Raw genomic sequence first — 23,413 nt, forward strand, 5'->3', positions numbered from 1 at the left:
GCTTGATACCCTGTGTCAGGATTCGACTTCGGCTTCTGCTTCGGCGTCGTCGTGGAGTTCGGTTCGGCGAATTTTCCCGGTCACTGTTTTGGGTAGGCCCTCCCGGAACTCGATTTCGCGCGGGTACTCGTGTGCTGAGAGCTCTTCTTTCACGTAGCTCTGGATGTCTTCTTTGAGCGAGGCGGATGGCTCAGCGTCCTCGCTCGGCACGACATAGGCCTTGACGATGTTCCCTCGCGCCTCGTGTGGTTTGGGGACGACTGCCGCCTCGGCGACCGCGTCGTGTTCACCCAGCGAACTCTCGACCTCGAACGGCCCGATGCGGTAGCCAGCAGAGAGGATCACGTCGTCCGCACGCCCCTCGAACCAGAAGTAGCCGTCCTCGTCTTTGTGTGCCAGATCACCCGAGAGATACCATTTCCCGTCTGGACCGTCGATAAATGCCCGCTGGGTCTTCTCGGGCTTGTTCCAGAACTCGGCGAAGAAACACGGGTAGTCGCCGCGCTGTGCGATTTCGCCCGTCTCACCGGGTTCCAGAACCTCGCCGCTCTGTGGGTCGACGATGTCGGCCTCGATTCCGGGGAGTGGTTTCCCCATCGACCCGGGCCGGAGGTCCATCGTTGGATAGTTGTTGATGATCATGTTCCCGGTCTCAGTCTGGCCGTACGTATCCAGAATCGTGACGCCGAGTTCGTCTTCTCCCCACTCGACGACGCCGGCGCTGAGCGGTTCGCCGATGGAAAGCGCATGCCGCAAATCGAGGTCGACATCCGCAAGGACCTCCTCGTTCTCCCGGAGCATCCGGTACGCCGTCGGAACCGAGAACAGGACGCTAATCGGGTATTCGTCGAGCAGGGCGGCCCACTCGTCGGTGTCGAACTCGCCTTCGTACGTGAACAGCGACGCACCCCAGAACCAGGCACCGAGGGTGTTGATTGCACCCGTCAGCCAGCCGAGGTCACCGGTCGACCAGTACAGGTCGCCGTCTTGAAGGTCCACGGCGTACTTCTGTGTTGCCGCGACGCCGGCGATCCAGCGCTGTTTGTGGAGGACACCCTTGGCCAGCCCGGTCGTTCCCGAAGTGTAGTACAGCAGCGCGTCGTCTTCCCCGCTGGTCTCAGCGACCTCGTACGCCGTGCTCGCGCCATCAAGCGCGGTATTGAACACCACGTCGTCAGCGGGTGCGCCGCCCCCGCGGTCAACGGTGAGTACGTGTTCGACCGACGGGGCCTCGTCCAGCGCGTCTTCGACCGTGTCGCGATTGTCGGTCGTGGTGACGACGACCTTCGCGTCGCAGTCGTCCAGACGGTACGAGATGCCGTCGGGGCCGAACCGCTCGTTGACACTTCCCCAGACGGCACCGTGTTTGAGCGTGCCGACCAGCGCCACGTAGTGCTCCGGAATCCGGGGCATGTATGAAAAGACCCGGTCACCCTGGGCGACCCCGAGGTCGTCGAGAACGTTGGCGAACTGGCTCGAACGGTCAGCAAGCTCCCAGAACGTCATTTTCGACAGCTCTCCGTCGGTCCCGACCTGGTAGAGTGCGACCTGGCCCCGGTCGGTCGCGTGACGGTCGGCGACTTCGTGCCCGATGTTCAGCTCGTTTGGTGCGTCCCAGTCCGCTGCCGCGTATATATCGTCCCAGGAGAACTCGTTTCGCGCTGTGTCGTAGTCCGGGAGGTTGTGGCTGGTGACCATACACCGCTCGGAATACCGGATTCTGGTATAACTGTACCGGTTACTTTTTGCGAAAAACGTATTGAATCTATTTTATTTTTCATTCCTACCTAGGTATTATTCGATTTCAGTATGGCGTAAACAGAACTGATTACAACATATTCGAAGATATATACACGCGAGAGACATATTCAGTGGGGCGATTCGTTTTCAGTCGTCTCTCCGGGAGCGGTGTCGGGTTCGTCCCACAGGACACGAGCCACGTCGCGGACGTCGTTCGGGAAGGAGTTCTCGAACGTGACTCGCGGCGCGATGTAGGTTTCCTTCCAGCGCGGGTCCCACGCCGCGTTCACGTACAGGCGCGAGCCGGTTTCGTTGTCTCGTCGATAGTGAGGGCGTGTCGCTGCCGGTGCATCCGGTTCGCTGAACGTCCAGTCGCGGGCGGGGTGGGATTTCAGCCAGATATCGGCCAGAACGCGGCCGAAGTCCTGTGGCGGAACGTCTTCATCGACGATAACGACTGTGTCGAAAAGCGACGAGAACGAAAAGAGGATGTTCGCGAGTTGCCACTCGAAGCCGCCGTAGAGCACGTCACTAGCGACGAAACAGATACCGAGTTCAGCCTCTGCCGGCAGCATAATCCATTCGACTGGCGAGATGCCCCAGTAGTTGTTGAGTCGGTGATAGAGCGCTGCGGCGGTCACGAGCCCCGTGAGACGGGTGTCATCCGCGAGTGGGCGACCGACGGGGGAGACGGGGATGACCGGGTTTTCAGTAGTGCGGACGCGCTCGACCGACAGCGAGAGCGGGCCGCTCTCGATGACGTATTCCCAGCCCTCTCGACGGTCGGACCGGAAGTCCGGCTTGCAGTCCACGACCGTCGTCTCCATGACGACCTCCGTCGCGCTCGGGACGAGGCCGCCATTGGTCGGGACGAGCGGGACGGTTCCGGTCACCCCACAGGACTGGATCGGCGTGGCAGTTTGCTCGGTGACAGCGAGCAGGTACGCCGTCGTGATCGCCGCCGGCGGCACGCCGAGCGCTATCGTCATCGTCGTCCCTTCGCCGACAAGCGACGACAGCGTGTCTGGGACACGCACTCTGAGCGTGTCGCCGCCCACGACCGAGCCGTGAACCGGTGCCCAGTGTGTGCCGTCAGCGGTCGAGACCGATGCGACGCCAAGCGTCACTGCGGGCCACGTATCGGTTTCGCCCTGCGGGAACCGCAAGTCCTGTGCGTCGATATCTGTTCCCGAGGCCGCCTGACCCGTGTATGTCGGGTTCAGGTTCCCGCCGGCCGGGCCGAGAGTGCTGATCGTCTCCAGTAGATCAACGAGCATGGCTTCCGGGTCGAGTCCGAGGCCGAGCGACAGCCGCGACCACGGCCTGGCCTCGCGCTGGTGTGTCTGGTCCGGGCCGCTGAACACACCGCTAACTAGATCACTGCCGGCGGCTCGCTGGAATCGAAGCGCCGGCCCACTCGCCCGGAGCGCCTCCGCCGCAAGCACGTCCACCGGGACTTCGAACGGGCCGTCGAGTCGGACGAGGTCGTCGTCGCCGGCCAGTCCGCGGACGTACTGCGTGAACGGTATCACTGTGACTGCCCCTCCCGCTCGTCAAGCCGGTCGAACCGCGCAGCGTTTAGGCCCGCTTCGACCAGCCGCTCCTGGGCTCGCTTCCGGGTTTCTGTGGTCGCTGCCATCTCCGCCGCGTCACCGTCGGTCGTTGCGTCAATGTAGGCTTTGGCCGTCTTCGCCTTCGACGTCCCCACGTCCGCGTTGCCCTTCTCGTCGGGCGTCTGGTAGATGTTGAGCGGAACTTTCGGCATTCGCTCGACGCCGAACTGATGGAAGTCGGCGTCCGGATCGGCCTCAAGCGCGATAGCTGTCAAGACTGCCCGTGGGTCGAGCGGGTCGACAGCAGCGTCGACAAACACGAAGAAATCGATGTGGAGCATCCCCCACGTCGTGAAAATGAAGTTCGCCAGTTCGTGGAGATAGCCCGGATACGGTCGATCCGTCGCGATGACCCAGACGGTGCGAGAGGTGAATCGCCACGGGACCGCCATCGCAACGTCGAATCCGGCGGCCCGAAGACCGACAGTCGCGTCGGGGCCGGCCGCGACGAGCCGGAGCGTACTGGTCGAGTTTTGCCCGTATCCGACACCGCTCCCCTCGACACAAAACGGTATTCGCGGTTCGTGGCGGTGGGTGATCGCATCGACCTCGAACACCGGCATGGAGCGTCGCGGGCCGTTCATGTAGCCGAAGTAGTCGCCGAACGGCCCCTCGTCGAGGCGGTCGTCGGGTCGAACGTGGCCTTCGAGAACTAACTCGGCCGTCGCCGGGACGTACAGGTCATTGGTTTCGCACTGGACGAGGTCCACAGGCTCGCTTTTCAGGCCGCCCGCGAATGCCGCTTCGCTCCGGCCTGTCGGAATCCACATATCCGCAGTACACTCGACGGTGGGTTCGGCACCGATGACGACCGCGACGGGCATCGGTTCGCCCCGGGGTTCGTAGTCGTAGTAGTAGCGGTTGGGTACCTGCTCGCCGGCCAGTAACAGCAGACTGGCCTGGGAGGAGTCGTGGATCATCATGCGATGGCTCGACCAGGTCCCCCACTCCGTGTCGGGGTCCGGTGCGACGATGGTGTGGAGATTCGAGTACCGTCCCCCGTCGCCCTCATGGATATATGGCCACGGAAACGACAGGAGGTCGACCTCGTTCCCCGTCCGCACTGTTTCTTTGCAGGGGGCCTCCTGGCTCGCGACAGTTCGGGGCGCTTGTGGCGCGTTGAGGCGATCAATCACTCGGTCGTAGTACGTACGGCCCGAAAGGCCGCCTGAGAGTCCCAGCGCGCGGGCGAAGTGATCCCAGGGACGCGTCTGGGGGCCGCGGTACGGATCGCCAACCAGTTTCGACTCCGTCTCTAGCCCTGCGATGGACTCGAACACCGGAATCGGGCCGTCGCGGATATTGGCGAGCATCGTCGCCGCGCTCGCTTCGAGGTCCCACGACACCGGTTGGTCAAAGGACCGGAGCCAACCGGTCGTGTCGAGCAAATCGAGGTACTCGCGGAGCGAACTAACCGACATAGATCACTCCTGTTGTTCCAGCACGCGCCTCAGTGGGTCGTCGTCGAGTTCACGGCGGACCTCAGCGTAGGCGTCAAGCAGGGCCGGTCGTTCTGTGGCGAGCTGGTCGAACGCGATCTCGCGAAGCGCATCGGCCGTTGACTCGTACTCGCCTGTCTCGACGAGATACTGTAAGAGGACCTTCAGATCGTCGGATCGTGTATTGAGGATGTTCGACGCCGTCTCCTGTTCGGCCGCCAGATGCGTCACCAGCTCCTGATCGATACCAGTCGCCTCAGTCTCGTCGAGCAGTTCGACGTATCTGGTCTCGCTGACGCTCTCGTGTGGCCCGGCGACGATTGTTAGCGGTTCCGGGTCAGTGAGCGCATCGGGGTCTTTGGCAATCCGAACGCGTGCCTCGAAAATGCGTTTCGTTTGGGCATCCGTGATCTGTAGTGTGGTCTCTGTCTGTGCTTCTTCGGGGAGATGGTCTGCTGACGTGATGTAGTGGTTCGACATTACCTGCCCTCAGTTGTTTTGCTGATGTTCTTAGCAACCTCTTGTCCCTATTGCATATATGTACCGTCGTCAGTCCACCGTTTCACTGACCCGTGCATCCCAGGCACAGTTTGTCGCTCGAATCGGGCTCTGTGAGCTGAAATGCGCGGATCACTAGTATTGAGAGGTTGTCAGAAAGTGTATATTTACACGAGCCAGTATAATGTTTCCTTCAGTTATATATGCCGCTTGATCGAAGCCAGAGTATGCACTGCCAATTGACGCGACTCAGCCGTTTTCGCTTCGATAGATGAACGGATTGTTTCGCCGGTACCTGGTCGTTATCGTCCGGTTTTTACCCTTCGCGCTGTCATTTCTCCGTGACCGTCGGCGGTTCGTCCTTTTTGGCTCACGAAGACAGGTTCCAGACGAGAAGCATCGACAACGGGCCGAGCAGATCCGGGATACGATGCTCGAACTCGGACCGGCCTTCATCAAAGTCGGGCAGGTACTCTCGACGCGCCCAGATATCGTTCCACCGGTGTATGCCGACGTTTTCGGAACCCTTCAGGACGAAGTGCCAGAGGGTGCAGGGGGCGATCCAAAACACGTCGTCGCGGAAGAACTGGGCGACGAACTCGATCAGTCGACGCTCGAACCGGTCGCCGGCGGGTCGCTCGCGTACGTCTATACGGCAGACTATCGGGGTGAGCGAATCGCACTGAAAGTTCGACGTCCCGAATTGAAACCCGTGATAACGCGTGACCTCCGGGTGGTCCGGGGGCTGCTTCCGCTGATTCGCCCCTTCGCTACCGAACGCCAGCAGTATTCGATCCAAAACGCGGCTGACGATTTTGAGGACATCATCCTGAACGAGTTGGATTTCAAGCGTGAAGCGACGATCATGGCCGATATCAGGGAGAACTTCGACGACGATGAGCGAGTCGTCATCCCTGCCATCTACGAAGACCTGTGCTCTGAGCGCGTGTTAGCTATGGAGTATCTGACCGGTCGGAAAATAACCGACGACGACGCTTTCGACGATGTCGACGTGACGCCACACGAGATGGCGACACGGATCATCAATGTGTACCTGGAGATGGGTCTCGTCGACGGCGTGTTCCACGCTGACCCCCATCCGGGCAACCTCGGCGTCACAGACGACGGCCATCTGTTACTCTTCGATTTCGGCATGAGCGAACGCCTGCCACCGACGGTTCAGGACGATATCATCGCCCTCTATCGGGCACTCGTCCGTCGTGACGTGGACGACCTGGTGGACGCGCTCATCGCGCTCGATGTCCTCGAACCACACGTCAACCGCGCCGAGGTCGGCCGGGTGCTCGAACTTGTCATCGAGAACCTCGAAGGCCAGTCGGAGATCACCTGGCGGCAGATCATCACGGAGCTGACGACGAACCTCCGTGCGTTCCCGTTTCGGATTCCGCCGGACGTGATGCTACTCATCCGTGTCGGGACCGTCGGTGAGGGCGTCTGTCGACAGCTCGATCCGGAGTTCGACTTCCTCGCCGCTGTTCGCTCGTTTCTCGTCGAACAGAACCTCATCGAGAGTGAATTGGACGCAATCATCGAGGAAACGTGGGCGGACGTGCGCCGGTCGCTTCCCGCGCTGGCACGGGTCCCGTCACGAGTCGACCGAACGTTGTATCGGCTCGAACGTGGTGAACTGGTCGTCCGTACGGAACCGGCTGATGGACATGGAATAGGGGAGCGGAATCTCGGTTACGCGGTGATCGCCGGAGCGCTCATCGTGGCAGCAGCGATTCTGACCTTTCACCAGCGTCCGTACGAGATCCCAGTACTTGCCGTCGCCGCCGGCTTTCTCCTCGTCTACCTCGTCGACATCGAGTCGTAGCTCCTGCCTCACCGGGTCTCCAGAAGAACAAACAGCAATCCGACCGAGAGTCGGAATGCAGGTGACGGCACAGGTGTAGTCGGCTCATCCGGAATGGCTCGCGCAGTTCTCCGGTCATCAGGGAAAAACCGAGCACGGCTCCGAAGTCGCCACAGCAGACGACCGATACCGGCTCTCACACCCGAAGTTTGACAACTTGGAGGCATGAACCCCTAGAGAATGGTCGCGATCATCGATTCGCTCCTCCTTCGTCTCCTCGTTGCATTCGGTATTGGTGCTCTCATCGGACTGGAACGGGAACAGGCGAAATCTGGGGGCACGTTCGCTGGCAGCCGGACGTTTCCGCTGTTTGCCCTCGTCGGTGCAACCGCCCAGGCGTTCTTTCCGGCCCTCTTGCCCGTCACTGTCCTCGCTATTGCAGTCCCCCTGACCGTCGCGTATGCCGGGAAAGTGCTGACTGAAGGGGATATCGGACTCACGACGGTGACCGCTGCCTTGCTCACTGTCCTTCTGGGTGCGTTGGCAGTGTCCTCCGAACGCGGGATGCTGTTCGCGATCATTCTCGGCGGGAGTGTCACTGTCCTCATGTCGGCGAAACCCATGATCCACAGTTTCGTCGACCAGATCGACGAGCGGGAACGCCGTGCCTCGCTCAAATTCATCCTCGTCGTGGTGGTCGTGCTGCCGATCCTGCCTGATCGTGAACTCGATGTCCTATACGGCCTCAATCCGCGGTTCATCTGGCTGATGGTCGGCTTTGTCACCGGCCTGAGCTTCGCTGCCTACATCTTGAGCCGGTTTCTCGGAGCCAAGCGGGGGATCGCCCTCACGGGAATCCTCGGCGGGTTCGTCTCTTCGACCGCGACGACGGTCTCGATGGCCGAGCGGATCAGTGAAACTCCAGAGCTCTACAAGATCGGCTCGTTCTCGATTGTCGTCGCGTCGATCGTCATGTTCCCGCGCGCACTCGTCGAGGTCGCCGTCGTCAACCCGGCCTTACTCCCTCGCGTCGTCGTTCCGCTCGGAGTAATGACTGGTGTCGGCGTGGGTATCGCCGGCATCGTCTACTGGCAATCGACGACAGAGTCCGCGGTCGAGACCGATCTCAAGAACCCGTTTCGTCTCCGACCGGCACTGTTTTTCGGCGCTGTTTTCGCAATCGTGCTCCTCGTGTCCCAGTCCGCGAATACCTGGTTCGGCGACTCGGGTATCTATGCGACTGCGTTCCTCTCGGGGCTCGCTGACGTCGACGCCATCACGCTTACGCTGAGCGCGCTCGAAGCGGACGGTGAGATCTCGCCCGAAGTAGCGACTACCGGCATCGTCATCGGCGCTATCGCGAATACGCTCACGAAAGCCGGACTCGCGTGGCTACTGGGGACGGTCGAACTGGGCCGGCGAGTGACGGTCGCTCTTGGAATCGTCGCCGTCGCCGGCATCGCTGTCGTCGTCCTCTAATCCGTTGGGCCACCGAAGCCACGTCAGTCCCGAAAAATCGCGTCCGGAAGCCGTGAAGAAACTACCTGCGAACGTACGAGATATCGGGAAGCTCCGAGAAGCCCGCAGAATAGCCTGTAACGCAGTGATGGGCTGGCAGACGGTCAGATTACCGGTCCGGCTCGATTCGCGACAGCCGCATCGCGTTTCCGGTGACGCCGAGGCTCATCCCCATGTCGCCGACCACGACCGCGAGCGCGACACTAACCAGCCCTAGTGGGACACCCAGTGCGAGCAGGAACTTCGCGCCGAGGCTCACCCAGATGTTCTGCCGGATCACGCCGTTGGCGGTGTGTGACAGCTCGTACAGGTAGGGGAGCTTCCCGATATCGTCGCCCATTAGTGCGATGTCCGCCGTTTCCAGCGCGGTGTCGGTGCCAGCAGCGCCCATCGCGATACCGACTTCCGCGGTGGCGAGCGCGGGCGCGTCGTTGATCCCGTCGCCGACCATCGCCACCTCGCCGTACTCCGCCTGCAACCCCTCGACTGCATCGACCTTCTCGTCCGGCAGGAGTTCGGCGCGGTACTCGTCGACGCCGACCGCGTCGGCGATAGCACGGGCGGTACCCTCGTTGTCGCCGGTCAGCATCACGACGTGCTCGACACCCAGCTCCTGTAAGCGCTGGACAGCCTGCTTCGAGGCGGGGCGTACCTCGTCGGCGATGGCGATGGCACCCAGCAGCTTCGACTCCGTTCCGACGATAACGACCGTCTTGCCCTCCCGCTCCAGTGCGGCGAGTGCATCCTCGGCGAACGCCCCGTCGTCGGACGCAGCCGTTTCTTCCGGCACGATGCCACCGTCAGACCGATGCGCTGACGAGGCTCCGGTCGCTCCGCTCCCGGGGACACCGTCTGGGTCGCGGCGGGCCCGCGAGAGATCGAAGCCCAGTTCCTCGAAGAGCGCGGGCTTGCCCGCGTAGTACGTCTCGCCGTCGATCTCCCCGCGGATACCCTTCCCGGTGAGGCTCTCGAAGCCCGTCAGGTCGGGGCGGTCGTCCACACCCTCCTCGTTTGCACGGGCGAGGATCGCCGTGGCGATCGGATGCTCGCTGCGCCGCTCCAGTCCGGCGGCGTGACTGAGGAGCGTCGCCGCATCCGTGTCGCCGGCAGGGACGACGTCGGTGACGGCGAGTTCGCCCTTCGTGAGCGTGCCCGTCTTGTCGACGGCGACGGCGTCGACCCCGCCCATCGCTTCGAGGTAGTTACCGCCCTTGATGAGGACGCCGTTCTTCGCGGCGCTGGTGATGCCCGAGACCACCGAGACGGGCGTCGAGATGACGAAGGCACAGGGGCACGCAATCACCAGCAGCGTGAGCCCGCGGATGAACCACGTCTGCCAGTCACCGGCGAACGTGACGCCGTACCCGGCCACGTTCACTGACACTGGGTCAGCGATGACCAGTGGCGGAATGGCGGCGGTCAGAATCGCCAGCACGACGACAACCGGCGTGTAGTAGCCCGAGAACCGGTCGACGAACTGCTCGGTGTCGGTCTTTTTCGCCTGTGCGCCCTGCACCATCTCGATGATGCGCGAGAGCGTCGAATCGCCCGCCGTCGACGTGACTTCCACTTCGAGATAGCCACCCTCGTTGATGGCACCGGCGTACACTTCGTCGCCAGCGGCCTTGTCGACGGGGACACTTTCGCCGGTAATCGGTGACTGGTCGACCGCGCTCTCGCCCTCGACGACCGTCCCGTCGAGCGGGATTTTGTCGCCAGGGCGGACGACCACGGTCTCACCGACTTCCACCTCGTCGGCGGGCACCGTCACTTCCTCGCCGTCACGCATGACGGTAGCCTCGTCCGGTGATAGCTCCATCAGCTCGCGCAGGGAGTCCCGTGCCCTGTCCATCGCGTAGTCTTCGAGCAGCTCGGCGATGCTGAACAGGACAGCCAGCGTCGCGGCCTCGACGAAGTAGCCGATACCGGTCGCGGCGATGATAGCCGTCCCCATCAGCAGGTCGATGTCGAGGCTCAGATTCTTCGCCGAGTAGTAGCCGCTGCGGACGACAGGGGCGCCGCTGGCGGCGACGGCCCCCAGGAACAGCACGTCGGCAACGGCCAGTGGATAGCCGAGAACACTTGCCACCGCGATATTCTGTGCTGTCAGGAGAAACTCGAAGAGGAGACCGAACGTGACCAGCGCCGCGCCGATCCACGTCTTCATGGCGCGGGGACTCGTCCAGACCTCCGAGGGCGGCGCGATATCGGCGCCGCCACCCATCTCCGCTTGCTCATCGCCGTCGGAGGCCGGGCCGCCGACGACCTCGTAGCCAGCAGCCTCGATCGCCTTGACCACGTCTGCCTCGCCCGTGCGTTCGGAATCGTACGTGACACTGGCTGTACCGGTGGTCGGCTGGAGCGTGGTGTCGACAACGCCGTCGACACGCTGGAGACTTTTGTCGACTTTCTGGGCACAGGAGGGGCAATCCATTTCGGGGACTGTGAGGCGGACAGTCAACTCCTGTTGCTGACCGCCCCCACTTGCCTGCCCCGTCGAATCCGGATTCTCTGTCATCACTTCATGATAGGCGCGTGAGTTCGATAAGGCTTTGTTGGAATATTCCAACCCGATGGGTCAACGTGATACCGAGGACTCCTCGCCCACTCGGCTGCCCGCGACGTACTGCTTCGCCAGCTGTTCCTCAGCCCGACGCAGTCGGTAGGTGAGCGTCGACCGGGGGACGTCGAGGTGCTCGGCTAACTCGCCGACGTCGACCTCTCGGGGTGACTCGTAGTAACCGTGCTCGACAGCGGCCCGGAGTGCGGCCTCTTGCTCCGGCGATAGGGCACCCTGTGTCCCGTCGGATTCTCGCATCGACGCCGTCGTGTCCGCAGTGCGGAGTATCTCCATCTGGGCACTTTCCCCGACGGCCGCCGCGAGGTCGTCGAAGAACGCGGCCACGTTACCCTCGCCGGAGTGAATGAGTCGCCACGTATAGTGATGCCCCTCGTGGCGCGTCTCGAACAGTACGCCCTCTCCGAGGTGATCGCGGGCGATGTGGGGAACCGAAGCACAGGCGGGGGTGCGTTCCCAGTCGGAGTAGAGGACAAGCGTGTCGTCGGCGCGGTCGAGGACGCGAGTGGTCTGGGTGGCTCCGCAGTCCTCGGTGGCGAGACAGTCGGCGTAGTAGTCGCTGGTGAGAAAGGCGTCTTCGATGGCGTCGAGCGCCTCGGGAGTTCCGGTAGCGTGGTCGACGCGCCAGAGACGGTCAGCAGTGGCGTGCAGCGAGAGCGAGCGGACACGGGCGTTGGGGTGTTCGGCGAGAGCGTCTGCAACCCTGTTGCAGCCCGGCTCGTAGTCGAGAGCGAAAACGAGTTCGCGCATACGCATCGTAAGCAGCGGTTCGATAAAACACGTCGGGACGATGCCGTTCAGCCTTGACTTCGGGACGCTCCGCTCATCGTTGACGACAGTCAGAGCACGTCATCGGTATCGAACAGGCCCCGCATTCATTGGATCGCAATGGCTTGTCGCTCGCGGTCCGGAATTCCGTCGGAGAGATTGTCTATGTCTGCTCTCCGTCTAACAGCGGAACCAGTGGGGTGGCTAACAGCGGAAGCGGTGGGGTTACGGGCTTTTTTTCAGGAGTTCTGACAGCCCTGTTTTGATCGAGCTGATGGATTGCTCTAGCTCGAATTCCTTGTACTTTCCACCGCCTTTCCCCCGGTTGTACTCCGCTGAGGACACAATTCCGAGTTGTGTGAGCTCACCGAGATAGTCACGGACCGAGCGCTCTGAAACCGGGTCCAGACCCTCATCACGGGCTAACTCCTGATACGCACCCAGGATGTCTCGTGTCCGGGCTGGCGTGTCATCGTCTTCGGCGAGCCCGGTGAGCGCATAGAGAACGAGTTGGCCGTGATCGGAGTAGTTACGGATACCTTCAACGACCTGATCGGTCTGTAGCCGCTGCCGGGCTTCGCGTACGTGATGTTCCGTTACGAGTTCATCGTCGTACTCCCGAGCGAGGTCTCCGGCCTCAAGGAGGAGGTCCAGAGCCTGGCGTGCGTCCCCGGAGTCTTTCGCGCCGTACGCAGCACACATTTCGATGACGCCGTCATCGAGGACATCGTCCCGAAACGCGACAGCCTCACGCTGTTTCAGAACGAGCTGAAGCTCGTTGGCGTTGTACGCCGAGAAAGACACTTCCTTTTCACAGAGACTCGACCGGACTTTCGAGGACAGCTGGTTGCGGAAATCGAGATCGTTCGAGATACCGATGACGCCCAGTTTCGCTTCGGAGATGTCACCGTTCGATCTGGCGCGAGGAAGTTTGTACAGCAGCGAATCGTCTTCGATGTGATCGACTTCGTCGAGAACGATGAGTACCGTTCCGCCCAGATCATCGAGTGCGTCGAAGAGGAATTGATACACTGAAGCCTGTGGATATCCGGTGTTGGAGATTTGATTCGCTGGATCACGAAGTGTGTTGACGATTGCGACCGCGGCCTGATAGCTCGAATTGAGTCCATCGCAGTTGACTTCGACCGTACTGAGGTCCAGTCCGTCGACATCTGCTGCATCGCGTTCCAGGGCGGAGAGAAGGTATCGAGTGGCAGCAGTCTTCCCGACACCACTTTTCCCGTACAGGAAGATGTTCGACGGGGTTTCGTTGTTGATGACGGGCTGGAGAGCAGCGTGATACTTCTGGAGCTCCTCGTCACGTCCGACGAGCTCCTCAGGAGTCCACTCTTCGAGTAGTGCCTCGCGTTGTTCGAATATTGTGGAGGTGGGCGAAAACGTAATATCGCTCATTTGTGTGTAGTTGCAACACGGAGTGTCTTAACCTTTGGTTCCGCTGCTTCCGCTGTTCGGTTGGGTATATAAATGATTGACCCCGCCACTTCCGCTGTTAGATGAGAGGGGAACACCTGACTGACCACTCCCCCACCCCACCGCTTCCGCTGTTAGATGGGAAATGGGATAGCAATCCTCCTACTCCCCCACCCCACTACTTCCGCTGTTAGATGAGAAATGGGATAGCGACCCTCCTACTCCCCCACCCCACCGCTTCCGCTGTTAGGGCGGTAGCCGAGAAGTTCCCTGGTCGAGGAACGGGATCGAGTAACTGCGAGTGGTTAGACAGCGGGATTTCGCGGGATCATAGCTGTGGAGCGACACACCCACCCCACTGGTTCCGCTGTTAGGACCGAAAGTTGGTGGTGACCTATCCAGATCGCGGCCTGAATATCTCTAGAGCTAGTGAATAACTTCAAGTGCTTCGGCAAGAAACCAAAGCCGTATGACGTTATCACAAAATAGCAAAGCACCCCCTCCCATGGGGGTGGTGCCGTCTATTTATTCCCTAACAGCGGAACCAGTGGGGTGGGGGTGTGGACCCACTCTTATTACAGTTGCTGGGGCAGGCCATCCACAACTTCCAGTTGAGGCGGAGAGTCGACTGAGGCGTCTATCGACTCGACACAGCGGTGAACCATACGGCCCAAACTTACGCCGACAGATGATACCCGGAGTAGACTTTATTCATGAGCGAGAGTAAAACAACCGCTCGGTAAGCGTACGGATTGACTGAATCCAGAACTGTAATATTACTTGAAGCTTCATTGTCCATTATGCCCGACAAAAAACCACAGCCAAATAATCCATTAGCTCCGTATTATCCCTCAGAAACGCCGAGTTTGTCGGGGAATGGTCGAAAGTGGTTTGCCACACTTGTTCTCGGGTTCTGGCTATTTCTGGCGGCGATTGCGCTCGCTGTTGAGCTTTTCCTGTAATTTCGCCACAGTTGCGACTGAGAACCGCCGGCACGAATAGACACACCCGGCAGCGCCCAATATCCATTTTCAGCGTATTACCCGCGTCTCTTCACCTCACGGCCCCTCTCCAGTTTCGCTCGCACCAGACTGGGCTCCCGATCACTCACCGATAATCGCTGTGGAGCCGGCCTGCCCCTCACCGCGGTTCGAAGACGTGGACCGGCCAGTCGCTCTCGTAGTCGAGCGCGACCTCACGCTCTGTGGCCGTCGGCTCCCGCACCGTGAGTTCGACCGGGTCACCGATGGTGACGTCGGCGTAGTCGGCGGCAACGCGGCCAAGCAAGCGGCCACCGTCCGCGAGTTCCACCACGGCGACCGTGTAGGGCGCGTCCGCTTCGAACGCCGGCGGCGGCGTGTGGACTGCCGTGTACGAGAAGATCTGGCCCTCGGGTGACTGCGGTTCGACGTCGACGTCGCGACTGCCACAGGCGTAGCAGGCCGGTCGCGGCGGCAACAGGACCTGTCCACAGTCCGCACAGACCCCGCCCAGGAGTTCGCCATCGGCGAGCGCGTCGAAGAAGCCCGGCAGCGTCCGCGGGTCGGTTGCATCAAGGCCGCCGTCAGTCATGCTGTCTCCGCTGGCATCGAGATCGCCGTCAGTCATGGTGCCTCCGCCGTCGTAAGCACATGGCCAACGGTAACCGCGTCCGCGACGCCCCCCTCGTTGAGCAACAGGGCTGTCTCGGCATCCTCGACTGCCCGGTCGCCCGCGGCCCCCGTGAGCTGTTCGTAGGCTTCGAGCGCCTGCAAGAGCCCGGTCGCACCGATGGGGTGACCGCGGGCCTTCAGGCCGCCGCTCGGGCTCAACTGCACGTCGGTCCAGCCGTCAGCCCGCTCCGCTGGCGGCTGGTAGCTCTGATAGCCCGTTCCCGCGGGAGCGAAGCCGGCGGCCTCCGCGAGCAGCGCCTCGCAGACGGTGAATGCGTCGTGAACCTCCGCGATGTCGACGGATTTGGCGTCGATACCCGCTTCCTCGTAGGCCGTCTCGGCGGCAATGCGAGCGCCCGCGATGTCGGTCATGTCCCGCTCCGCGACCGCGATGTTGTTCGCGGAGGCCCCGCTGCCCGCGACGCGCACCTGCGGCTGGTTGAGGTCGGCCGCCATTTCGGCGGTCGTCACGAGAACGGCGGCGGCACCGTCCCCGACCGGCGCGCAGTCGTAGAGCTTCAACGGCGGGGCGACGGGATCGGACTCTAAGACGGTCGCGACGTCGATCTCTTTCGGGAACTGTGCCCGGGGGTTGCGAGCGGCGTTGGCGTGGTTCTTCACTGCGATCTCGGCGAGGTCGCGTTCCGTGGCGTCGGTCTCGTGGAGGTACCGCTGGCCGAGCAGTGCGTACTGGCTGGGGGCGGTGATGCCGGAACGCTGCTCGATGGCGCGGTCGAACGCCGCCGAGAGCGCGTCCGTCGCACCGCTGGTGCCCGCGGACGTCATCTTCTCGACGCCGCACGCGAGCACGGCCTCGTGTTCGCCGTTACGGACGTCCTTGACCGCGTGTCGTAGCGCGAGCGCGCCCGCGGCGGCACACCCTTCGACTCGCTCGGCGGGGACGTGTCGGAGGCCGGCCCACTCGGCCAGCAGCGTCCCCTGCATAATCTGGTGTTCGTAGGTCTCCGACTGGTTGCCGACGTACACCGCCTCGACGATGTCGGCAGGGTCGGGCAGGTCGTCGAAGGCCTCCGCAAGCGCGACCGAGAACAGGTCACGGCCCGGGAGGTCTGTGCGGCCGAGCGGCGAGGCACCGACCGACGCGATGACTGGCTCTGGCATCTGTACCTCCCACATGTCTGCGAGCCTAGTTAGTCATTCCCATTTTCTAGATAGTTGAAATATTGGCCCCGTCGAACTACGCACATAGCATCGCAGGTGCCGTCGGGGTCGCTCGTCCCCGATCTAACTCACCCCTCGAATCGGCGTTCGGACCGTCTTTCGCGTCGCGGTATCTGGTGTCCAAACTGCTTCAGTCGTCGGCCGAGGCACCGCTTGTCTGCAGTTCATGCTCCGAGAGTTCTGCGGATGGAGCGAGGAACTCAGCAGGGTCGAATGCAGTCAGTTCTTCACCCTTTGAGACCTTCTCAGGCCAGTCCGGATTGGCGAGTGCGCTCGTCGCCAACGTTACCAGGTCGGCACCGGCATCGACCTTCTCGCGTGCCGCGTCAGGCGCTCCGAGCCCGCCGTTGTCGATGATGACTGTCTCATCTGCTGCGTAGGTAGCCGCGGCCTCGGCCAGCGTCGGTCCGTCGTCGCCAAACGCCGGCGTGGTCGCATCGGGTTCGGTGACGTGGATGTAGTCGGCACCGGCCGTCGACAGTTCCTCGAAGAACACCGCTGCGGCGTCCTCGCCTTCGGGCCACAGGTGGTCCTCGTCAAGGGCGGTCGACTGCGAGACACGAATGCCAACGACGAAATCGGCGGGTGTCGCCTCGACGACCGCAGCGACAACCTCTTGCGGATAGCGCACCCGGTTCGCAGGCACACCACCGTACTCGTCATCACGCTGATTGAACTCTCCCGAGAGGAACTCGTGAAGCAGATACCCGTTCGCACCGTGGATCTCGACACCGTCGAACCCCGCTTCGATGGCGTTCTGCGCCGAGGTAACGAACCCGTCACGGATGTCGGCTAGCTCGTCGACCGTGGCTGCTTTCGGCGTAGGGAAGTCACCGCTCCCGCCGTAGGCTTCGGCCTTTTGTCCGTCCGGTTGCACCGCCGATGGGGCGATGGTCTGTTCCCCGTCGATATGTGGATTCCCCTGGCTCTGTGCGCCGGCGTGCATCAACTGGGCGAAAATCGGGACACCAGCGTCGTGGACCGCCTCGGTAACCTGTTGCCAGGCCGCTGCCTGTGCGTCGGTCGCCAGACCTGGCTGGTTCAGATACCCCTGGCTGTATGCGTTGTCTGGATAGGTCCCCTCTGTAATAAGAAAAGAGAACCCACCGTCGGCGAACCGCTGATAGTACTGTGCCATCTCCGCCGTCGCACGGCCGTCGTCGGTGGCGCTCACCCGTGTCATCGGCGCGAGGCCAACTCGGTTGTCTAACGACAACTCGTTGAGTGTAGTTCCGTCGAACAGTGTCACACCACCCGGTAAGCGGATAAGACAATTAACGGCTGGTTCAGCATACGCCGAATCAGTCGCCTGTGAGTAAAAAGATAATACATTTGCCATTTCGAAGCACGCTTCGAACGTGTTCACTCCGGCGTGACTGGGGAGCCTCCAAACGCACGGAGACTCGGGAGCCAGCCGCTCACTTGCTACGTCTATCGTTCGGTTATGACGCCCATATACGCGTACTGTCTGCTATAGAGAGCAATTATAATCATTCATTTTTCATGCCTTGCTGGCAAAGGGTATGGTTCAAAGTGGTGGCGGGTACGACCATGTATCGCGGCGGTCGGTTCTGAAAACATCGGGGGCTGCACTCACGGTGGGGACCGTGGGGCTAGCCGGATGTAGCAGTAGCAGCGGTGCCAGTGTCCGGCCGGTCGACGAAGACAGCCTCACCATCTGGCATGCCATGGGTGGTACCAACGGTGAGACGCTGCAGGGGCTGGTCGACCAGTTCCAGTCCGAGACGGACATCGACGCGAACCTGGTCTTTCAGGACTCCTACGAGGGGGTACTGACGAACACACTGAGCGCACTTGACTCCGGCGAGGTCCCCGATGTCTTCCAGATCGACAGTCTGTTCGCACAGCAGGTCCTCGACACGGACGCGGTCGAGCCCGTCGAGAACTTGCTCTCCGACGACTACCCGGTCGATGACTTCCTGTCGAACGTGACCTCGTTTTTCACCATCGATGGGACGCTTACGTCGATGCCGTTCAACAACTCCAACGCCATCCTCTATTACAACCGGTCGGCGTTCGAGGAAGCCGGACTCGACCCGGACAGTCCGCCGACCACGCTTGAGGAAGTCCGAAGTTACTCGCAGACGCTCGTCGACGAAGGCGTCACCGACGCCGGCCTCACATGGCCGAACCATGTCTGGTTCGTCGAGCACTTTTATTCCGTCGACGGCCAGACGCTACTCGACGCCGAGAACGGCCACGCCGGTCAGCCGACGACGATGCAAACGGACAACGCCACGGCCCGGTCACTGTACGAATGGTGGCACGAGATGGCAGACAACGGCCTGTTCAGCAACCCCGGGATAGAGGCTTGGGGGGAAGCAACGTCCACGTTCCTCACCGGACAAGCCGCCATGTTGATGACCTCGACGGCATCGGTCACTGGTATCCGCTCCGGCGCGGAGGAGAACGGGTTCGAGGTCGACAACGCGTTCTATCCGACGATTGACGGCGACCGGACCGGGCCAGTTATCGGCGGGGCTTCGTGGTTCGTCCCCTCCGGACTGCCACAGGACCGCCAGGACGACATCGGCAGCTTCCTCGAATTCATGGGTCGACCGGAGTCACAGATCACCTGGCACAAGGGGACTGGTTACTACCCGATCCGACAGACCGCTGTCGAGCAACTCGAAAACGACGGCTGGTTTGCGGAGAACCCGATGTACCGAACCGCGTTTGACCAGTTGACACAGGCCGAGAACACGCCGGCGACAAAACGGATGCTCATCGGCCCGGCTCGGCAGGTCCAGACAACAATTCAGGATATGTCGGTCGAGCTGTTCAGCGGCGAGGTCGGCGTCGACGAGGGGCTCTCCGAGCTGAAATCGGCCGTCGAAGACGAACTAGACCGATACTACAGCTAATGTCCACCCACGAAGTATTCACAGACCGCCTGCAGGCCGGTGTGTTGCTGTTACCGACGATGGTCGTGTCGCTGTTGTTCCTCTATTACCCGACGGTCCGTGCGATAGGGCTGAGCTTTTACCAGGCCTCACTCGCCCGGGGTGACGTGTTCGTCGGACTGGAGAACTACAGGCGGTTAGCCGGCTCCACAGAGTACCTCCGGAGCGTCCTGCTATCGGTCCTGTTCGCTACGTGCGTCGTCGTCGGCGTGATGGCCGTTGCCCTGTGTGTCTCCTTTCTCATCCACGAGATCGAAGTCGGGAAGGGGCTGTATCTGGTGGCGGTTATCTGGCCGTACGCGCTGCCGCCGGCAGTCGCCGGGTTGGTGTTCCTGTTCATCGCACACCCGAACATCGGTATCTTCACGAGCTACATCGAGGCTCTCGGCATCGATGTCAACTGGTTCAGCAACGGTCCACAGGCGTTCGTCGTCGTGTTGGTCGCAGCGGTGTGGAAGCAGATCGGATACAACGTTATCTTCATGACAGCCGCGCTCGGCAACGTCCCCGAGTCGCTGACTGAGACCGCTGAACTCGACGGCGTCTCCCGAACGCAGCGACTGCTTCGCGTGTACGTCCCGATCATCTCGCCGACACTCGTGTTCCTGGTCATCATGAACACGATTTACGGCTTCTTCGGCACGTTCGCCATGGTCGATCTCATGACCAAGGGCGGTCCCGCCGGTGCGACGAACATTCTCATCTACGACCTCTATCGGACCGCCTTCCAGTTCTACGAGTTCGGATTCGCCTCGGCGAAGTCCGTTGTACTGTTCGTCGCTGTCGGGCTGTTGATGTACGGCCAGTTCCGGCTGAGCGACAGGTACGCCTACTACGGAGGCTAACATGCTCGGGTCACTCCTCACCGCGTTGACTGCTGCCGCTGAGCGCTCCCGAGCTGCGGGACGAACCACCAGCGACCGCATCCGGCGATTTGAGACGGAGCAGCTCACGCTGCACGTACTCACAGCGACCGTCGTGTTCCTGATCGTACTGCCAGTGTTGATCGCGGCGCTTGTCTCAACGAAGCGGGCCGGGATCGTCACCTCGATCGCCGATCTGGCACCTGGCGGCCACGCGCTGTCGAACTACCGTCGTGCCCTCATTGGCCTCGAATTCTGGCGGTACATGCTGAACTCATTTGTGATGTCTGTCGCCGTCGTCGTCGGAAAGCTGATCGTGTCGCTGCTGGCCGCGCTGGTGATCGTCTACTACAGGTTCCCGTACAAGAACGCCGTGTTCCTGTTTATTCTCTTTACGCTCTTGCTCCCGGTCCCGGTCAGGTTTGTGCCACTGTATCGCTTGACGACGGAGCTTGGCATGGGTAACACGATCTTCGCTATCACGGTCCCATACTTGGCCAGCGCGACGACCGTCTTTATACTGCGCCAGCATTTCCTGTCGATTCCGGCCTCGCTCGTCGAGACGGCAAAGGTCGACGGTGTCGGGCCGCTGCGGTTTCTGTGGTCGGTCCTGGTCCCGATGTCCCGTGCCGTCCTCGTGGGCGTCTCGGTGATCATGTTCGTCTACACATGGAACCAGTATCTCTGGCCGCTGGTGATCATCAACGCCGAGAGCCTGCAGGTCGCACAGGTCGGGCTGAGCCTGCTTCGCGGACAGGCCAGCACCGGCGAAGTGGCCTGGTCGATGGTGATGACCGGGTCGATACTGACCCTGTTGCCGCCGCTGGCACTGCTAGTGCTGTTCCGACGACAGCTGCTGGAGACGTTTACGATCCAACAAAAGTGAGAGGATACCAATGACTGACGTAACCTTACAGAACGTACGGAAGGAATTCGATGGTGTCGTCGCCGTCAAAAACATCGACCTCCAGATACCGGACGGGGCGTTCGTGACTGTCGTCGGGCCCAGTGGGTGTGGCAAAAGCACCACGCTTCGGCTGATCGCCGGGCTAGAGCGGGCCACTGACGGCACGATCCAGATGGGCAACCAGGACGTCACCGGCGTCGAACCGAAAGACCGGGACGTCGCGATGGTGTTCCAGAACTACGCGCTGTACCCGCACATGACCGCGCGCCGGAACATCACGTTCGGCATGAAGTCGGCCGGCGACTTCAGTGACGAGGAAATCGACCGCCAAGTGAGAGAAGCCACAGCGGTGCTCGACATCGACGACCTGCTCGACCGAAAGCCAGGCGAGCTATCGGGTGGCGAACGACAGCGAGTCGCACTTGGCCGCGCACTAGTCCGTGACCCGGAGGTGTTCCTCATGGACGAGCCGCTGTCGAACCTCGATGCCAAACTCCGGATCAAGATGCGGGCTGAACTGGCGAAACTCCACGGCGAATTCGAGACCACGACAATCTACGTGACCCACGACCAGACAGAGGCGCTGACGCTCGGTGACCGGGTGGTAGTGATGAACGACGGCCGCATCCAGCAAGTCGACAGCCCACAGCACCTGTACGACTTCCCCGAGACTCGGTTCGTCGCGGAGTTCATCGGCGACCCTGCGATGAACATGCTCGCCGTGGATATCTCCCGTGATGGGACTGAATACGAGGCCGTCGGACCGACGTTTCGCATCCCGTTACCCGACGGCGACGGCTTGGAAACAGCCGCCGGAGGACAGGCGTTGCTAGGCGTTCGGCCGGAGAGCCTTTCGGTAGCTGATTCGACCGACCGAAGCTCGTTCGCCGCTGAAGTAACCGTCACCGAACCGCTCGGCGATAGCCTCCTGCTGGAGTGTCGGACCGGCGATCAGGAGTTCAAACTACACGCCGAACCCCGAACGGCCGTCGAGCCGGGCGACCGAGTTGCGTTGACAGTTGAGACCGAGCGGCTCCACCTGTTCGACCCACAGACGGGCGAGGCCATCTATCACGCAGCGGCGGCGCAACCACCCGAAGAAACTAGCCCCATCGATAGCACTCTTTAGGTTTTCCGACCGATTCTCGATCCTCCGATAGAAGGGACGGGCACCGACATTTTCGGTTCGATCCGGTGCTGTGGTCTTCTCGAACGCGACGACCGGCGCGACCACAGGAATAGTGGCAGAGCGCTGTCTCAGAGCCGCTGCTAGCGAGAGCGCTGTGCAAGCCCAGTTCCGTCCGATTCGCTTGCTACATGTAGTCTCAATACAACAATGCTGGGGATTCAACCGGCATTTATGCTATATATTGATATATACATCCACTCTACAGCCGTTTCTACTGCTGTATAACCCAAATAAACTCAAGAAAACGCAATAGTATATACTGATATGTGCAATCAATAGTTATATATAGATTGTGTAGGTAATAGGCCACGGAATGGTTCGAATACCAGACATATGCCGTCGAACCGTGCTAAAGAGTACGTCTGCTGCCGCACTGGGCTCCATTGTAGGCACTGCGGCTGGCAGGGAAAACGATCACAGCAGTACCGAACCGCCCATCGCTTCTCCACCGATCCTCGCTGCACACCGTGGCTACCGCGGTCTGTATCCGCAAAACACCATCGCCGCAGTTCAGCAGGCGGCGTACGGCGGTCCCAGCAGTCACGAGTACAATACCGATATGATGGAATGTGATCTCGTGCCTGCAGGCGGGAAGCCCTGGAAGGGTGAGGACTTCGAAATCGTCGTTTTCCACGACGATAAGCTAGACGACCTGACAGACGAATCAGGGTACGTCTGGGAGAACGACGTGCAGACGGTTCTGAACGCTGAAATCCGTGACAGCGGACAGACAATCCCTCGACTAGACGAGTTCGTCGAAGCGACTCCGGACAGTATCCCACTCGACATCGAGTGGAAGGCCGCTGGTGTCTCTCCCGACGACGACGCGTCGGAATCCGATGTCGAGACCTGGGATCCGTTCACGGAACAGGCACTCGAAGTCCTCTCGCATCACGAAAACGACGTTATCATCCAGTCGTTCCAGAAGGCTGCGCTGGAGTCCGTCCGAAACGCGGACGCCAGTATTCCGATCGCGTACCTGTTCTGGGATTCAATCGAGGACGGTCTTTCTATCGTCCGTGACCTGGACGCGGAGTACATCCAGCCGCCGTACAATATGATCATGAACACGCCCTTCTTCAACGAGGACTACTACCTCGAAGACCCGGATTTCGCCGAGATCGATCTGGTCGAGACCGCACACGAGGAAGGTCGGAAGGTAATCCCGTACACGATAACGACCTGGCATCAGGCGGAGAAACTGGTCGAGGCCGGTGTCGACGGAATCATCGCTGACTACCCCGGAGTGCTCGACTGAGCTCTGGGTATCGAGACCCCTGGAAACAGTTACTCCC

General features: G+C 61.3%; 17 protein-coding genes. 7 read left to right on the forward strand and 10 right to left on the reverse strand.

The annotated features are described in order from the left end of the window. Positions 1-15: 15 nt before the first annotated feature. The 4 genes from HAH_RS16880 to HAH_RS16895 form a co-directional block, all read right to left on the reverse strand. Positions 16-1,698: an acyl-CoA synthetase gene (locus HAH_RS16880; protein ID WP_014030911.1), complete on the reverse strand. Its 1,683-nt coding sequence runs from the start codon at positions 1,696-1,698 to the stop codon at positions 16-18. A 170-nt stretch (positions 1,699-1,868) separates the two neighbouring features. Then, positions 1,869-3,272, reverse strand: a complete 1,404-nt coding sequence (locus HAH_RS16885; protein ID WP_014030912.1) for a UbiD family decarboxylase — start codon at positions 3,270-3,272, stop codon at positions 1,869-1,871. Continuing rightward, the gene (locus tag HAH_RS16890; protein WP_014030913.1) at positions 3,269-4,774 is read right to left on the reverse strand and encodes a UbiD family decarboxylase; all 1,506 of its coding nucleotides are present in this window, start codon (positions 4,772-4,774) and stop codon (positions 3,269-3,271) included. The genes HAH_RS16885 and HAH_RS16890 overlap by 4 nt, the downstream gene beginning before the upstream one ends. Positions 4,775-4,777: 3 nt before the next feature. Then, complete coding sequence (locus HAH_RS16895) at positions 4,778-5,272, reverse strand: hypothetical protein (protein WP_014030914.1); 495 nt, start codon at positions 5,270-5,272, stop codon at positions 4,778-4,780. Positions 5,273-5,561: 289 nt separating this feature from the next. On the opposite strand from HAH_RS16895, the gene HAH_RS16900 reads away from it, so the two are divergent. Further along, the gene (locus tag HAH_RS16900) at positions 5,562-7,127 is read left to right on the forward strand and encodes an ABC1 kinase family protein (RefSeq protein ID WP_023842938.1); all 1,566 of its coding nucleotides are present in this window, start codon (positions 5,562-5,564) and stop codon (positions 7,125-7,127) included. A 219-nt stretch (positions 7,128-7,346) separates the two neighbouring features. Then, positions 7,347-8,585, forward strand: a complete 1,239-nt coding sequence (locus HAH_RS16905) for an MgtC/SapB family protein (protein ID WP_014030916.1) — start codon at positions 7,347-7,349, stop codon at positions 8,583-8,585. 148 nt (positions 8,586-8,733) lie between these two features. Here the strand turns inward: HAH_RS16905 and HAH_RS16910 are convergent, their stop codons facing one another. The 6 genes from HAH_RS16910 to HAH_RS16935 all read right to left on the reverse strand — a co-directional run bounded on the left by HAH_RS16910 (position 8,734) and on the right by HAH_RS16935 (position 17,484). Beyond that, positions 8,734-11,142: a heavy metal translocating P-type ATPase gene (locus HAH_RS16910; protein ID WP_044952599.1), complete on the reverse strand. Its 2,409-nt coding sequence runs from the start codon at positions 11,140-11,142 to the stop codon at positions 8,734-8,736. A 60-nt stretch (positions 11,143-11,202) separates the two neighbouring features. Further along, a complete protein-coding gene (locus tag HAH_RS16915; RefSeq protein WP_014030918.1) occupies positions 11,203-11,952 on the reverse strand; it encodes a helix-turn-helix domain-containing protein in 750 nt (249 codons plus the stop codon). A gap of 243 nt (positions 11,953-12,195) precedes the next feature. Further along, the gene (locus HAH_RS16920; protein WP_014030919.1) at positions 12,196-13,383 is read right to left on the reverse strand and encodes an orc1/cdc6 family replication initiation protein; all 1,188 of its coding nucleotides are present in this window, start codon (positions 13,381-13,383) and stop codon (positions 12,196-12,198) included. A gap of 1,158 nt (positions 13,384-14,541) precedes the next feature. Beyond that, positions 14,542-14,973, reverse strand: coding sequence for a Zn-ribbon domain-containing OB-fold protein (locus HAH_RS16925; RefSeq protein ID WP_044952677.1), 432 nt, complete (start codon positions 14,971-14,973; stop codon positions 14,542-14,544). A 32-nt stretch (positions 14,974-15,005) separates the two neighbouring features. After that, a complete protein-coding gene (locus HAH_RS16930; RefSeq protein ID WP_014030921.1) occupies positions 15,006-16,175 on the reverse strand; it encodes a thiolase C-terminal domain-containing protein in 1,170 nt (389 codons plus the stop codon). A 190-nt stretch (positions 16,176-16,365) separates the two neighbouring features. Continuing rightward, a complete protein-coding gene (locus HAH_RS16935; protein ID WP_044952603.1) occupies positions 16,366-17,484 on the reverse strand; it encodes an oxidoreductase in 1,119 nt (372 codons plus the stop codon). A 439-nt stretch (positions 17,485-17,923) separates the two neighbouring features. Between HAH_RS16935 and HAH_RS16940 the strand changes: the two genes are divergently transcribed. The 5 genes from HAH_RS16940 to HAH_RS16960 all read left to right on the forward strand — a co-directional run bounded on the left by HAH_RS16940 (position 17,924) and on the right by HAH_RS16960 (position 23,376). After that, entirely contained in the window at positions 17,924-19,120 is a 1,197-nt protein-coding gene (locus HAH_RS16940) for an ABC transporter substrate-binding protein (protein ID WP_008308325.1), read from the forward strand. Continuing rightward, the gene (locus HAH_RS16945; protein WP_014030924.1) at positions 19,120-20,004 is read left to right on the forward strand and encodes a carbohydrate ABC transporter permease; all 885 of its coding nucleotides are present in this window, start codon (positions 19,120-19,122) and stop codon (positions 20,002-20,004) included. The genes HAH_RS16940 and HAH_RS16945 overlap by 1 nt, the downstream gene beginning before the upstream one ends. A gap of 1 nt (position 20,005) precedes the next feature. Next, positions 20,006-20,908, forward strand: a complete 903-nt coding sequence (locus HAH_RS16950; RefSeq protein WP_014030925.1) for a carbohydrate ABC transporter permease — start codon at positions 20,006-20,008, stop codon at positions 20,906-20,908. 10 nt (positions 20,909-20,918) lie between these two features. After that, the gene (locus tag HAH_RS16955) at positions 20,919-22,058 is read left to right on the forward strand and encodes an ABC transporter ATP-binding protein (protein ID WP_014030926.1); all 1,140 of its coding nucleotides are present in this window, start codon (positions 20,919-20,921) and stop codon (positions 22,056-22,058) included. A 373-nt stretch (positions 22,059-22,431) separates the two neighbouring features. Further along, entirely contained in the window at positions 22,432-23,376 is a 945-nt protein-coding gene (locus HAH_RS16960) for a glycerophosphodiester phosphodiesterase (RefSeq protein ID WP_023842940.1), read from the forward strand. Positions 23,377-23,413: the final 37 nt, after the last annotated feature.

The sequence above is a fragment of the Haloarcula hispanica ATCC 33960 genome, from assembly GCF_000223905.1.
Taxonomy (GTDB): domain Archaea; phylum Halobacteriota; class Halobacteria; order Halobacteriales; family Haloarculaceae; genus Haloarcula; species Haloarcula hispanica.